Below are 13,337 nucleotides of genomic sequence, written 5' to 3' on the forward strand. Positions count from 1 at the left end.
AACGGATATCACCGGGCCGGGCTGCTGCCGCTGGACCGGGATTTCCGCCATCATGTCACACCTGCTGCCGCTGGACCGGGATTTCCGCCATCATGTCACACCTGCTGCCACCGGACCGGGATTTCCGCCAATGGAAGCTCCACCTTGACTGTCTCTCCCTTTGTAAACTTTCTTCCCTTTGGACAATAGCAGATGGCTTTGAGATCATTTCTGCACTCAGCCCTTGTCCTGCCGGATACAGGCCAGGGAACCCCATGGAATATCCCCTTATGCACGGATAACTCCATCCCCTGCATGAAATCAATGGGACGGGAGGGAATGTCCCCGTCCAATACGGCGCTGACCCATGGGACCGGGCGGATTTTCCCTGTCACAAGCAGCTCTATGGCTGCTTTGATATAGTATTCGCTTATGAGCTGCGCGCCTCCTGGCGGCCCCGGTATCCCCATAACAGGCACTCCCTCCACCATGGTAAGGCTGCAGTGTTTTCCCGGAGCAACCCCCAATTCGCGAACGATCACAGTTCCAATGGAATCCAGCACATCCATGGTAAAGTCCTTGCTTCCCTTGGATGAACCGGCGCCGATGATCACCAGATCCGCCTGGCGGATGCCACAAAGAAGGGCGTCTTTAATCACGTCCGGGTCATCCTCCAAAATACGCGACACGGACGGCTGTCCGCCAAAACGCCGTATCATGGCCCACAGCATCACACTGTTTGACTCCGTATTGCTGCCTGTTGGGACTCCCCCGCCAAAGGGCACCAGCTCATCTCCCGTGGGCAGGAACAGTACCCTTGGGCGCACGTAAACAGGAACACTCCGGTATCCGGCCCCTGCCAGGACTCCCAGCAGCGCGGGATGGAGCATTTCCCCTTTATGGGCCAGGATCTCCCCTTTCTTTATCTGACTGCCCACAGGAGTCACGTACTCCCCCCATGTTTGCGGACAGGATAAAAGGTGAAGGGCACCACCGGCCTCCATCACCACATCCTCTATGGCTATGACCGTATCAAACGCATCCGGTATGGCCACTCCTGTGTTGCTAAACACATAATCCGTTCCTCCCTTCCAGGCGGATGTTTCCGGAATCCCGGAGGTAAAATCCGAGAACCTGACCGCAATGCCGTCAAAGGCACTGGTTGGACGATTGGGCAGGGAATATCCCGCCCTCAGGTCCTCTGCCACAATCCGGCCATCCCCGTCCCATATCTGAACCTGCTCCGTCCTCCCCTTCCATGGAATATAAGTCTCCAGGATAGAGAACATCTCATCCCGGACAGGTTCTGTACCATATGTATCCCGCATCAGGCATTTCCCCCTTTTTTCACTATTACGGTCCTGTCCGCATATTTTCCAAAAAAATGATATCCCGAGCCGCCTTCGCTGATGATATCCAGCAGTTCATCCGCTTTTGTCACATGGATACCGCCCAGCATGGTAACCCCCCTGGAAAAGAAGGCATCGGGAAGCATACTGGCCGTGGGGCCTGTCACCAGAATCTGGGCCCCTGGTTTTGCCATATCCAAAAGGCCGGGAAGCGTGTCGTTAAGAATGGTCACTCCCGTGATCACCATAAGATCTGCCTCCGGCACATAAACGCCGGCCTGGTCAGCCGGTGCATAGTAAGGCAGCTCCCGCTCTTTTAAGGTTCGCGGATCCTGTTCCAGCACATGAAAACAGGCATTGGCCGCCATCAGCTTTTTAAGCATGGGCACCAGTGCTCCCACCACCACTGTTTTTGGATAGTTCTCCACCTCCAGCTGGTCAAATGCATCCACTCCGGCCAGGATCTCATATCCGGCAGGCACTTCCCGCTCCCACACAGCCATGCTGAGAGCATTGAGAGCAGCAATGCCAAGGGTGCGCCGCAGTATATTGTCCCCGAATATATCATCTAAATATTCCTTCACCGGACGCCCTTTCAGACGTCCGGACAAGGGCATGGCTTTGGCTGAACTGGGACAGCAGACTGCCTGAGGCATTTCCTTTACCGGTGTAAAGCATAGTCCTCCCTGCCCGGTGGACAGCTTAACCCCTGAAAAGAACAGCCCGAACACCGCCCGTTCAACGGTCATATCCTCCAGCTCTCTTCCCAAATGCTGCCTGACCAGCTCCACGGATTCCCTCAGTATGGCGGATTCATAGCATCTCATGACACGCCTCCTATGATTGCATCCAGCTGCTCCTCACTGACTTCATATTGGAAGAAATGGCTGTAAAAATATGAGATTTTCTCCTTTAATTCATCAGTGCCCACCACTTCAGGATAAAGCTTATTCATGGTCCAGAATACGGTCAGCGGCTGTTCCACGGTTCGGTTCCCCCACACATGGGCCACGGTGGGAATGCTGTAGATCGCACCGTTCTTCACCCCGTTAATATCAGAGTACAGAGAATCCTCCATCAGAACTGCTTTCATGGACGGGTCCGTGACGATCATCACATCCGGATTCCATTTAAGCACATCTTCCTGGGTGTAGGTGCAGCTTCCATTTTCATTATTCCAGCTGTCTTTTGTAACACTGATCCCCCCTGCTGCCTCGATCCACCACTCTGCGATCACATGGGGCTGGGTCAGCTTGTCAATATTTCCGTACAAGACTGTCTTCTTATCCCCATCCTTGAGGGAAGCTGCCTTTTCGCCGGCTTCCTCCACCATCTGGTCAAAATAGGACAGGTAATCCTGGGCCAGCTCCTTCTTATCCAGCACTTCCCCCATCAAGGTAACAGCTGTCTTTACATCATTGGTCTGCTTCCACTCAAAATAGATCACGTTCAGGCCGTTGGATTCCAACGGTTCAATCAGGTCCTTGGACATTACCAGGCACAGATCCGGGTTCAGGGCCAGCACCTTTTCCATCTGTATTTCCCCGTCCGCGTTCTGAAGCACCGGCGCACCCTTTATCTGAGGCGCAAACTCATACTGCATGGCCCATTTATCAGATTTGGTAAAACTGGCCGTCATGTCGTTGCAGATCTTCTCCCCGCTTCCCATAAGCTCTACAAATGCATTGATGACTCCGATGGATCCAAAGGTTGCGATGCTGTCTATCTCCGTGGGCAGTGTCACGGTCCTGCCGGCCATGTCAGTGACATCATGGGTGGCTTTCCCTTCCTGCTTTGCTGCCCCGGCTGTATTCTCGGCTGCGGTCCCGGTTGTAGTTCCGGCTGCGGTCCCGGTTGTAGTTCCGGCCGCGGTCCCGGCTGTGGTTCCGGCTGCGGTTACAGCCGGGGTCTCGGCCGTATTCCGGCCTGTGTTTCCACAGCCTGTCATCATCCCCGCTCCCAATGCTGCCGACAGGATCACCGCCATAATCCCAGATCTGCCTTTTCTCATATTACGTCTCATTATTTCCTCTCCTTTTGATCACCGGTACACAGACCCTTTGTATGGCCTGTTCCCCTTTATTCTCTAACGCGGCTTCGGTTACAACAACCGGTACGCGGTAAAGTTCCGTTAAATTATCACTGGTTACAACCTGATCCGGTGTTCCAAATGCCATCACTCCCCCATCCCTCATAAGGACCGCTTTGTTGCAGGCCAGGAATGCGTGATCCGGAAAGTGGGAGGTCATAAGGATCCCGTATCCCCCTCCTGACAAATTCCGGATCATATCCAATATTTTCACCTGATTGCTGTAATCCAGGGCTGCTGTGGGCTCGTCCAGGATCAGATAATTGGCCTGTTGGGTCAATGCTCTGGCAATCAGCACCATCTGACGCTCCCCTCCGCTGAGGATCTGAAAATTCTTATGTTTCATATCCATGATCCCCATACGGTCCATGACCTCATAAGCAATGCTCCGGTCCTTCTTTGATATGGATGCACCCAGACGCATATGTGCCACACGTCCCATCAGCACCACCTCCTCCACAGAATAGGGAAATGACAGTCCTGTGGACTGAGACACATAGGCCAGCCTGGCAGCCCTTTCCCTGGATGTCATACAGCAGATATCCCTGCCATCCAGAAGAATCCGTCCCCCATCAGGTTTCTGATGGTTCAGAAGACATTTTAACAAGGTTGTCTTACCCGTGCCATTGGGGCCCAGAAGGCACAGGCAATCCCCAAAATCCAGGTCAAAACTCACATCCTTTAATACCAAGTCTCCGTGTTTGTAGGAAAATCTCAGGTGCTCCACTGTCAGCATTGGGAAGCCCCCTTTCTGGAACGGACCAGAAGAAATGCAAAAACCGGAGTTCCTACCAGGGCAGTCAATACCCCAAGGGGCAGTTCCACGCTGTTAGCCCCCCGTATGATATCGTCCATGAGCAGCAGAAAGAAACCGCCGATGAGAAATGACACCGCGATCAGCCTGGAATATCTGGCCCCCGTAAACAGGCGGGTGATATGCGGCACCACCAGTCCTACCCATCCGATCATTCCGCAGATGCTCACCGACACCACGGTCATCATGGTGGAGGTGACGATCACAAGAAAACTCACCAGCTTCACATTCACTCCCAAGGCCGCAGCCTCTTCCTCCCCGGTTGCCAGCACATCGATCTGGTTCCGGTACAGAAACAGGATGAGGAGACAGACTCCGGTCACGGGCAGGAGGATTCCCACATCCTCCATGTCCCCCTTTCCCAAACTGCCCATAAGCCAGAAGGTAATGGATGGAAGCTGGCTGTCCGTATCCGCGTATGTTTTAACCACGGATAAAAGCGCCTGGAACAGGCTGGATACAATGACTCCGGCCAGAACCAGGGTAGTAACCTCAGCTTTCCCGTAAACAGAGCCGATCAAATAAGCGGCTGCCACGGCTGCCAGACCAAAGACCAGGGCGCTCAGCTGGATCTGGGCCCAGGAGCCGCTTCCCAGCATTGCCAGGGCGGCACCGAACCCTGCTCCTGCCGACACCCCCAAGATATCCGGGGATACCATAGGGTTCTTAAACAAGGTCTGATAGGATGCTCCGGAAACAGCCAGACCGCCGCCCACCAGGATTCCAAGCAGTATTCTGGGGATCCTGACCTGGAAAATGACTTTTTCCACGGCCGGATCCCAATAAGGCGTGAACTCAGTTATCCCGGACCAGAGCACATCCCAAACCGTTCCCACAGGAATGGGATAAGTACCCACCAGGAAAGAAGCAAAAAACAAGCCGGTCAGCAGCATGATCAGGACCAGCACCAATATGCGGAATTTCATTTTCCCCTTTTTATCTTTTCTCATTCCCCTTTACACGCTCCCCCGGCCATGATTCCCTGTACGTTCTCCGCCTCAGACCAATCGGCCGCAATCCGTATCCCGGTTCCCCGCAGGGCCAGGCGTGTAACCGCCACCAGGGTAAATCGTTATTCTTTTTAAAGTATAACGATATTATACAATACTTTATCCTATGTGTCATCCACTTTTTAACTTCCTTATAATAAAAGCAGGGCCTTGGCATAAAAAATACCCGGCATACACTGCCGGGCAAAACCAGATCCGCCTAACGGATCAATCCTCTTTAATTTTTACGATCACCTTTTTAATGGGCGCCGGCTCCTGGTCAGCTGCCTTTGGCTTATGGGCATCCCATGGTTGAAAGATCAGGTACTGGTCTGCTTTTGTCACGATCCGAAGTCCCGGAGTTGTATTCTCAAAGAATACCACATCCTTGTCTGGATTATAAGGTGTCTTTACTGTCATCTCGTGAACAGGCGCATAGGTCATGACCTCGCTTCCCTCGATCACATACTGGATATCAGTATAGTGCTCATGGGCTTCATACTTTGCCTCATCCCAGGGAATGGTGGTGTAAGCTACAACATTGGCATACACGTTCTTGCCGTCAATCTCATACTTACCTGGTTCAAGCGCGTCCAGATCCGTATTCTGCAGAAAATCCACCGCTTTGGCATATCTGCCTTCCACTCCCAAGTTTCTGTAAAAATCCAGGTTTTTCTTTTCATCAAAAATCATATCCCATTCTCCTTTGTGTTAATATTTTCCAATACAAGTATACACCTAAAGCTATGGGAAACTCAATCCTTTTTTAAGCCCTTATATTCTTTAACGGAAAAACTCATGGCCGTCATGGGCAAAAAGGTAAGTAAGGTGCCTGTCAAACCAGGCAGCCGCTCCTCCGGAACCTCTCCGGTTCATAAAATAAAGGGCTCCGCCCGAGTAATCCTCTCCGTCCAGAGCACGCTCCACACATGCTATGGTCTCCGCTGTCACCTTAACAGAATTGATCCTGCCGTTGGCCACGGGCTGAAACTGGGATGGCTCGTACACAACTGCTTTTATACTGTCAGGAAACTCCTTGGATAATACACGGTTAATGATCACATCTGCTACCAGGATCTTGCCTCTCTCATCACAGATGCCTGCCTCGGCCTGGACAATGCGCAAAAGGACTTGGTAATCCTCATCCGTATAACGGATTCTTCTGGCTGCCCTGCGCTCCTCTTCTGCCTTTTTTCTTGCTTCCTCTTCCTGTCTTTCTTTTAATATCTGTTTCTGAAGTGTCTCTATCTGGGTCTGTGCAGCTGCCTGCTGTCTCTGCTTTTCACGGACATTTGCTTCCAGCAGCGCACCGGCCAGATGTTGGCCTTCGCTGTCTGTGTTTAATAGCCCGAATTGTATTTTTGCTTCCGTAACCAGACCGCTTCCTTCTGCTTCCTCTGTCTGTGTATCCTCCTCCTGACTTTCCTCAGCAATGGGCGCAGCCAGGGCATTCTTGCCCCCGCCGCCAAACCCGTTGGCGGAAAATGCAATGATGGCAACCACCATCATCCCTGTCAGAAGAACAGATGAGGAACGGTACATCTGCTTTGTCACCTTCACGGTAAGTGATTTAACAAAGAGAACAACCGATTGAAGGAATGAATGTAATGTAAGCATACATACTCCTCTTTCCTGGACCCCATTCTGTCTGCGGGTATCCAATTCTCGTTTTTGTTGCAGTGGGTATCCCCCACTTTGTGCATGTTTTTCTGGGATGTACGGCTAATTATATGGGATTTGACTTTTGCAGTCAATGGACTTTTAACATGTTTGTTACATTTTTTATTATATTTGAAATATTTGTAATTATTTTTATGGATATGGTATAGTTTTCCCGTTATTTTTGCTCCTATATTGTTAAATTTTACCTCAAATTTTTTACATTTATGTTACATTATTATTAAATTTTATTCATGCCTTTTGATTTCCTTTTTTTGTAATTTATTTTATGTAAAGTATTTTTTACTTAAATCAACTATTATTTACATTTGTTCTCAATTGGCACGCTTAACGTTTTTTGTCGATATTTGGCGTTCATTCCCCACTTTCATCAAAAAACGGCCTCTTCCATATATTTCATCTTACTTTCCTATGTGCAATTCAACCAAAGAATCCAAAACGCATAAATATCCTTTGACTTTCCGCCTCTGCTCTGATACATTAAAGTTCAGAAGTTTTAATTATTAAAGTATTCATGGAGGGTTTAACAATGACAATTAAACTGTTGATGCTGGTCATCTTTTTTTCCATCATGATCGGAGTGGGCTTCTATTCCAGACGCCATGCCACCAACGTCAATGATTTCGTCCTGGGCGGCAGAGGTGTAGGCCCCTGGCTCACTGCATTTGCCTACGGCACTTCTTACTTTTCCGCGGTTGTATTCATAGGCTATGCCGGGCAGTTCGGCTGGAAATACGGCCTTGCATCCACGTGGATCGGAATCGGCAATGCCCTGATCGGAAGCCTTTTGGCCTGGGTCATCCTTGGCAGGCGTACCAGGGTTATGAGCAAGCATTTGTCTTCCGCCACCATGCCGGAATTTTTCGGAAGCCGTTTTGACAGCAAGGGGCTTAAGATCGTGGCATCGGTGATTATTTTCATTTTCCTGATCCCCTATACGGCATCTGTTTATAACGGGCTGTCAAGGCTCTTTGGGATGGCATTTGACATTCCCTACAGTGTCTGTGTGCTGGGTATGGCCCTCCTCACCGCCGTATATGTAATTCTGGGCGGTTATATGGCAACTGCCATCAATGATTTTATCCAGGGCATCATTATGCTGGCCGGGATCATTGCCGTTATCTTAAGTGTGCTGAGCGGACAGGGCGGTTTCACTGCCGCGGTAGGCAAATTGGCTCAGATTCCCAGCGAGGTCCCCCTAACCATGGGGCAGCCCGGCGCGTATGCCTCCTTTTTCGGACCGGACCCCATCAACCTTCTGGGAGTGGTTATCCTAACCTCTCTGGGCACCTGGGGACTTCCCCAGATGATCCACAAATTTTATACCATACGCAGCGAGAAGGCCATTGCCACTGGAACTGTGATCTCCACTATATTTGCCATTGTCATCTCAGGGGGCAGCTACTTTCTGGGCGGCTTTGGACGTCTCTTTGACAGCCCTGCCATCTATAATGGAAATGGAACCGTGGCCTTTGATACCATCATCCCGGCCATGCTCTCCGGTCTGCCGGATGTATTGATCGGGATCGTGGTCATGCTGGTGCTGTCCGCTTCCATGTCCACCCTGTCCTCCCTGGTGCTGACCTCCAGTTCCACCCTTACCCTGGACTTTATCAAGGGAAACCTGGTAAAGAACATGAAGGATAAGACCCAGCTGTTCCTGATGCAGTCCCTGATCGTGGTGTTCATTCTCATCAGCGTTGTGCTGGCCCTGGATCCCCCTGATTTTATCGCACAGCTTATGGGGATCTCCTGGGGCGCCCTGGCTGGCGCTTTCCTGGCTCCCTTCCTCTATGGGCTTTACTGGAAAGGGGTCACCACTGCCGCTGTATGGGCAAGTTTTATCACCGGGGTGGGCATCACCGTATCCAACATGTTCCTCCACTATATTGCCTCCCCCATCAATGCAGGGGCCGTGGCCATGGTGGCCGGACTTGTGGTTGTCCCCGTAGTATCCGTCCTTTCACCCAAGCTTTCCGCCGATCATCTGGAACATGTATTTTCCTGTTACAACGACCTGGTGGAATCCACCAGCAAAAAGGTATTGCCCGATGACCAGTCCTTTGACTCGCCTGCATTCAAAAAGCGGAAAAAAAGCCACTAAGGTACACCGGTATATAAACGTATCAGGCCCGGATAAGACAGCTGCCTTATCCGGGCCTGATGTATATTATATGATTATTTTCCTTCTGTTTTTCTCCTGCTTCAGACCTCAGTTCTTTCGCAGCAGATACATGGCCTTATCCCTGTCTTTGCTGCGGACAAACACCTCATACTCATACTGCAGGCTGCTGTCCTGTCCCAGGCTTCCCGTCCGGCCCCTGAGCGTCCCTGAGCCAGTCCACTGTCCCATCTGATTCTTCACCTTATAAGTATAGCCGATCTGCTCCTGTGCCAGCGTCTGGCGCACTCTGGCAAACTCCTTCATATCCCTTCCAATGTATACGCTTGCCCTGTTAAATATGGTGATCATATTCATCCCTCCGTCAAAAGTAAACTCCTGTTATTCTGCTTTCATTTTATCACGGCGCCCCATGGAAATGTTCACTTTTCTTTTAAACTTCATTTACAATTTCCAGTGGGGACACAAAAGAAAGGCTGCCTCCCCCGCAGCACTCTGCCGCAAAAGGAAACAGCCTTCCCTGATATTCACAGGATTTTCTTTCTCATGCCTTACACAATCCTACAGGATCACCTTGACCGGACACTTCTCTGCACACTTGCCGCAGTTGGTGCATTTCTCATAATCGATCACTGCCAGGTTATTCTCCATATGGATGGCGTCAAACTCGCACTGTTTTGTACAAAGGGTACAGCCGATACATCCTGATTCGCAGACTGCCTTTACGTCCTTGCCCTTGGCATGGGAACTGCACTGTACCAGATGCTCTGATTTATAAGGAACCAGCTCGATCAAGTTGTTGGGACAGGAGGATACGCACTTGCCGCAGGCAACACATTTCTCCTTGTCAACCACTGCAACACCGTCCACCACATGGATGGCGTCAAAGGCACATGCCTTCACACAGGAGCCGTAGCCCATACATCCGTATGTACATGCCTTTTCGCCTGCTCCAGGCACCACAGATACCTTCTTGCAGTCATCCACGCCGTAATAGTTATACTGAACCTTTGTCTTGTCACATGTACCCTTACATTTGACAAAGGCCACCTTTTTCTCAGCAGTTCCTCCGGCAACGCCCATGATGGCTCCGATCTTCTCTGCTGCCGAAGCACCGCCCACCGGACATGCGCCCACATCTGCCTGACCTGCCGCAATGGCTTTGGCCAGTGCATCACATCCTGCGTAACCACAGCCGCCGCAGTTGTTGCCGGGCAGTTCGTTGCGGACCAGGATTTCTTTCTCATCTACTTCTACCTTAAACTTCTCACTGGCAACTCCCAGGAAGATACCGATCAGGATACCAAGGATACCTACCACTGCTGCCGCTATAATAATACCTGTTACCATTTTCCTTCTCCTCCTTCTAAATTAATCCGGAAAATCCGAAAAATGCGATTGCCATAAGACCTGAGGTAATCAGAACAATAGGTGACCCCTGGAATGAATATGGTACGTCATTATGCTCAATCTTCTCGCGGACACCAGCTAACATGACAATAGCAATGGTAAAACCAACGGAGATACCCACACCGTTTACAACGCTCTGTACAAAGTTATAGGACTTCTGCACATTAGTAAGAGCCACGCCCAGAACCGCACAGTTGGTGGTGATCAGAGGCAGGTATACGCCCAGCGCCTCATACAGGGACGGCATGGATTTCTTTAAAAACATCTCCACAAACTGAACCAGTGCTGCAATTACCAGGATAAAGACAATGGTCTGGAGATATTCCAGGTGCAGGTTTACAAGGATACCTGTATACACCAGGCTGGTCACAGCGGATGCAATGGTAATAACGAAAATAACTGCTGCACCCATACCGGCTGAGGTTTCCACCTTTTTTGAAACACCGAGGAATGGACAAAGTCCTAAAAACTGGCTCAAAACAACGTTATTAACCAGAGCGGAACCAATGGCAATTAATAATAATTCTTTCATCTATCCACCCTCCTAATTTTCTTTTTTGGAAGTAGCTGCTTTTAACTCTGCTTCCTTCTTTGCTAACGCTTCCTTCTTTGCCGCCAGTGCCTTTTCCTCCGCCTGGCGCTTCCTGGTCTCAAGCACTTCGTGGTTGGACATACAGGAGGAACCGGAACACTCCATACAGTTGCCGCCGCATGCCAGCCTGGATTTTGGAACCGATCCATTGGTGGCAGAAGGCGCTTTGAACTTGTTCTGAAGGGCGGTCAGGATCGCCAGCACAAAGAATGCGCCGGGGGCCAGTACAAAGATGGCAATGTGGTAATCCTCAGGAATGACCACGTTTCCGAATATTGCGCCGGAACCTAAGATCTCACGGACTATGCCGATACAGGTAAGGGCAATGGTAAAGCCCAGGCCCATGCCGATACCGTCAAAGGTGGATACCAGCGGTCCGTTCTTGGATGCATAGGACTCAGCGCGGCCAAGGATGATACAGTTAACCACGATCAGGGGAATGTAGATACCCAGCGCGGAGTAAAGGCTGGGCACATATGCCTGAAGCAGCAGCTGTACAATGGTAACCAATGAAGCCACGATCACAATGTATGCGGGAATACGCACACGGTCCGGAATGATCTTACGAAGGGCTGCAATGATCATGTTGGAAAACAGTAAAACCACGGTTGTGGAAAGTCCCATACCAAGGCCGTTGATAGCTGATGTGGTTACGGCCAGGGTCGGACACATACCAAGCATCAGGACGAAGGTAGGGTTTTCTTTCACAATACCGTTATATAAACGCTCTGAACAGTTATTCATTATCCCACCTCCTATTCGTTCACGCAGTTGTGCAGATAGTATAATGCTGCATTGACCGCGTTGGTTGTTGCGCTTGAGGTAATGGTAGCGCCGCTGATCGCATTGATCTGGGTGTCATCTGCATTACCTGACTTTGTTACACTTAAGGATTGCGCATTCTTGCCTGTAAACTGGTCCTTGAATGCGGGTTCCTTTGCCTTAAGGCCCAGGCCTGGCGTATCGTTGATCTCCAGGAATTCGATCCCTGTGATGGTGCCGTCCTCCTTAAGACCCACAGACAGCTTTACAGCACCGCCGTAGCTGTCATTGGAAAGGGAGGTGATGACATAGCCAAGTTCATTGCCGCTGCCGTCCACTGCCTTTAACACGTTCTCCACTGCCACGCCTCCGAAATCCATACCGGCCAGGTCTGCATTGCAGCCCTCAATGGCGGCCGTAAGGGCATCATCTGACTCAAAGGTCTCAGCCTCGTTAAACACTGCCTTGTATGCCTTGTTGTTGGCGGCAATGGTTGCCTGGGCAATGGGCTCTTTTGTCACCTGGTACACTCCGCCCAGAAGACAGCCTGACACCAGGGTTATAACAAAGAGGATCACCGCGTCTTTCATAAATCCTGCTTTACTCATAATTACTTGCCCTCCTTTCCAAATGCCTTGGGAAGGGTCACCTTTTCAATCAGCGGAACCAGGATATTGCTGATGATGATCGCATAGGACACGCCCTCTGCGGAACCGCCGAAGATACGGAACAGTCCGGTCAGAACGCCCAGGAGGATGCCGAATACAATCTGTCCCTTTGGCGTAATGGGGCTGGTCACATAGTCAGTGGCCATGAAAAATGCACCAAAGATAAGTCCGCCGCCGCACAGGTGGGCCAGGATATAGTTCACATCAAATCCATGACCGCCAAACAGCGCTGCGAAAACAACAACCGTAAGTATGTAGGTTCCCGGAATGCGGATGGAGATCACCTTCTTAAACAGCAGATAGGCAGCTCCTACCAGCAGGGCGATCACAGATACCTCGCCGATGGTTCCCGGAATGTTACCAATGAACATGGCAGGGATATCCACCTCACCGCCGCTCTTAAGCACTGCCAGAGGGGTTGCTCCGGAAATACCGTCAAAACCGCTGTAGCTGAAATTGGTCATCTTTCCTGCAAAAGAGATCAGCAGGAAACATCTTGCTGCCAGCGCCGGGTTCATGAAGTTCTGTCCAAGGCCGCCATACAGCTGCTTTACCACAATAATTGCAAAGATACCGCCCAGGGCCGGGATCCATACCGGAATCTCCGGCGGCATGTTCAGCGCCAGGATCATTCCTGTTACAAGGGCGCTGCAGTCGCTTAAGGTGCATGGCTTGTGCATCAGCTTTTCATATACGTACTCGCTGAGCATACAGGCCGCAACCGTTACAATCAATACCAACAATGCATGTAAGCCGAAATGATACACACCAAACGCAGATGCAGGCAACATGGCGATGGCCACATCCAGCATGATGCTGTGGGTGGTCTCATGGCTTCTCACATGCGGGGATGATGATACATTTAATAATTTACTCATTTCCT

The 13,337-nt window shown here is 50.6% G+C and carries 14 protein-coding genes; 1 reads left to right on the forward strand and 13 read right to left on the reverse strand.

From position 1 onward, the window contains the following. Positions 1-95 precede the first annotated feature (95 nt). The 7 genes from CLFS41_RS20830 to CLFS41_RS20860 all read right to left on the reverse strand — a co-directional run bounded on the left by CLFS41_RS20830 (position 96) and on the right by CLFS41_RS20860 (position 6,837). The gene (locus CLFS41_RS20830; RefSeq protein ID WP_052665826.1) at positions 96-1,307 is read right to left on the reverse strand and encodes a molybdopterin molybdotransferase MoeA; all 1,212 of its coding nucleotides are present in this window, start codon (positions 1,305-1,307) and stop codon (positions 96-98) included. Beyond that, on the reverse strand, positions 1,307-2,155 hold the full coding sequence (locus tag CLFS41_RS20835; protein WP_007863737.1) for a DUF364 domain-containing protein: 849 nt from the start codon (positions 2,153-2,155) through the stop codon (positions 1,307-1,309). The genes CLFS41_RS20830 and CLFS41_RS20835 overlap by 1 nt, the downstream gene beginning before the upstream one ends. Continuing rightward, complete coding sequence (locus CLFS41_RS20840; protein ID WP_007863736.1) at positions 2,152-3,351, reverse strand: ABC transporter substrate-binding protein; 1,200 nt, start codon at positions 3,349-3,351, stop codon at positions 2,152-2,154. The genes CLFS41_RS20835 and CLFS41_RS20840 overlap by 4 nt, the downstream gene beginning before the upstream one ends. Continuing rightward, positions 3,341-4,153 (reverse strand): ABC transporter ATP-binding protein, encoded by an 813-nt coding sequence (locus CLFS41_RS20845; protein WP_007863734.1) that lies wholly within the window; start codon positions 4,151-4,153, stop codon positions 3,341-3,343. Before CLFS41_RS20845 ends, CLFS41_RS20840 begins: the two co-directional genes overlap by 11 nt. Continuing rightward, complete coding sequence (locus CLFS41_RS20850) at positions 4,147-5,181, reverse strand: iron ABC transporter permease (RefSeq protein WP_045093350.1); 1,035 nt, start codon at positions 5,179-5,181, stop codon at positions 4,147-4,149. Before CLFS41_RS20850 ends, CLFS41_RS20845 begins: the two co-directional genes overlap by 7 nt. A 267-nt stretch (positions 5,182-5,448) precedes the next feature. After that, positions 5,449-5,913, reverse strand: a complete 465-nt coding sequence (locus tag CLFS41_RS20855) for a YhcH/YjgK/YiaL family protein (protein ID WP_045093351.1) — start codon at positions 5,911-5,913, stop codon at positions 5,449-5,451. A gap of 90 nt (positions 5,914-6,003) precedes the next feature. Beyond that, positions 6,004-6,837 (reverse strand): cell wall hydrolase, encoded by an 834-nt coding sequence (locus CLFS41_RS20860; RefSeq protein ID WP_007863728.1) that lies wholly within the window; start codon positions 6,835-6,837, stop codon positions 6,004-6,006. Positions 6,838-7,429: 592 nt separating this feature from the next. On the opposite strand from CLFS41_RS20860, the gene CLFS41_RS20865 reads away from it, so the two are divergent. Next, positions 7,430-9,004, forward strand: a complete 1,575-nt coding sequence (locus CLFS41_RS20865; protein WP_007863727.1) for a sodium:solute symporter — start codon at positions 7,430-7,432, stop codon at positions 9,002-9,004. Between the two features lie 108 nt (positions 9,005-9,112). On the opposite strand, the gene CLFS41_RS20870 is transcribed toward CLFS41_RS20865, so the two are convergent. From CLFS41_RS20870 to CLFS41_RS20895, 6 genes are all read right to left on the reverse strand, one after another. After that, on the reverse strand, positions 9,113-9,373 hold the full coding sequence (locus tag CLFS41_RS20870; RefSeq protein ID WP_007863725.1) for a hypothetical protein: 261 nt from the start codon (positions 9,371-9,373) through the stop codon (positions 9,113-9,115). A 210-nt stretch (positions 9,374-9,583) separates the two neighbouring features. Beyond that, positions 9,584-10,372, reverse strand: coding sequence for an RnfABCDGE type electron transport complex subunit B (locus CLFS41_RS20875; protein ID WP_007863723.1), 789 nt, complete (start codon positions 10,370-10,372; stop codon positions 9,584-9,586). A gap of 16 nt (positions 10,373-10,388) precedes the next feature. Then, positions 10,389-10,964 carry an electron transport complex subunit RsxA gene (gene rsxA / locus CLFS41_RS20880; protein ID WP_007863721.1) on the reverse strand — a complete coding sequence of 192 codons (576 nt, stop codon included), beginning with the start codon at positions 10,962-10,964 and terminating at the stop codon, positions 10,389-10,391. Between the two features lie 12 nt (positions 10,965-10,976). Further along, entirely contained in the window at positions 10,977-11,768 is a 792-nt protein-coding gene (locus CLFS41_RS20885; protein ID WP_007863720.1) for an electron transport complex subunit E, read from the reverse strand. 11 nt (positions 11,769-11,779) lie between these two features. Then, complete coding sequence (locus tag CLFS41_RS20890; protein WP_007863719.1) at positions 11,780-12,394, reverse strand: RnfABCDGE type electron transport complex subunit G; 615 nt, start codon at positions 12,392-12,394, stop codon at positions 11,780-11,782. 2 nt (positions 12,395-12,396) lie between these two features. Next, entirely contained in the window at positions 12,397-13,332 is a 936-nt protein-coding gene (locus CLFS41_RS20895; RefSeq protein ID WP_007863718.1) for an RnfABCDGE type electron transport complex subunit D, read from the reverse strand. Positions 13,333-13,337 lie beyond the last annotated feature (5 nt).

It is taken from the genome of Clostridium sp. FS41 (assembly GCF_000954015.1).
GTDB lineage: Bacteria > Bacillota > Clostridia > Lachnospirales > Lachnospiraceae > Enterocloster > Enterocloster citroniae.

Bases quoted from the DNA above. Each gene is read 5' to 3' on its own strand.
- CLFS41_RS20830 (WP_052665826.1), bottom strand. From the start codon at position 1,307: ATGCGGGATACATATGGTACAGAACCTGTCCGGGATGAGATGTTCTCT.
- CLFS41_RS20835 (WP_007863737.1), bottom strand. From the start codon at position 2,155: ATGAGATGCTATGAATCCGCCATACTGAGGGAATCCGTGGAGCTGGTC.
- CLFS41_RS20840 (WP_007863736.1), bottom strand. From the start codon at position 3,351: ATGAGACGTAATATGAGAAAAGGCAGATCTGGGATTATGGCGGTGATC.
- CLFS41_RS20845 (WP_007863734.1), bottom strand. From the start codon at position 4,153: ATGCTGACAGTGGAGCACCTGAGATTTTCCTACAAACACGGAGACTTG.
- CLFS41_RS20850 (WP_045093350.1), bottom strand. From the start codon at position 5,181: ATGAGAAAAGATAAAAAGGGGAAAATGAAATTCCGCATATTGGTGCTG.
- CLFS41_RS20855 (WP_045093351.1), bottom strand. From the start codon at position 5,913: ATGATTTTTGATGAAAAGAAAAACCTGGATTTTTACAGAAACTTGGGA.
- CLFS41_RS20860 (WP_007863728.1), bottom strand. From the start codon at position 6,837: ATGCTTACATTACATTCATTCCTTCAATCGGTTGTTCTCTTTGTTAAA.
- CLFS41_RS20865 (WP_007863727.1), top strand. From the start codon at position 7,430: ATGACAATTAAACTGTTGATGCTGGTCATCTTTTTTTCCATCATGATC.
- CLFS41_RS20870 (WP_007863725.1), bottom strand. From the start codon at position 9,373: ATGATCACCATATTTAACAGGGCAAGCGTATACATTGGAAGGGATATG.
- CLFS41_RS20875 (WP_007863723.1), bottom strand. From the start codon at position 10,372: ATGGTAACAGGTATTATTATAGCGGCAGCAGTGGTAGGTATCCTTGGT.
- rsxA (WP_007863721.1), bottom strand. From the start codon at position 10,964: ATGAAAGAATTATTATTAATTGCCATTGGTTCCGCTCTGGTTAATAAC.
- CLFS41_RS20885 (WP_007863720.1), bottom strand. From the start codon at position 11,768: ATGAATAACTGTTCAGAGCGTTTATATAACGGTATTGTGAAAGAAAAC.
- CLFS41_RS20890 (WP_007863719.1), bottom strand. From the start codon at position 12,394: ATGAGTAAAGCAGGATTTATGAAAGACGCGGTGATCCTCTTTGTTATA.
- CLFS41_RS20895 (WP_007863718.1), bottom strand. From the start codon at position 13,332: ATGAGTAAATTATTAAATGTATCATCATCCCCGCATGTGAGAAGCCAT.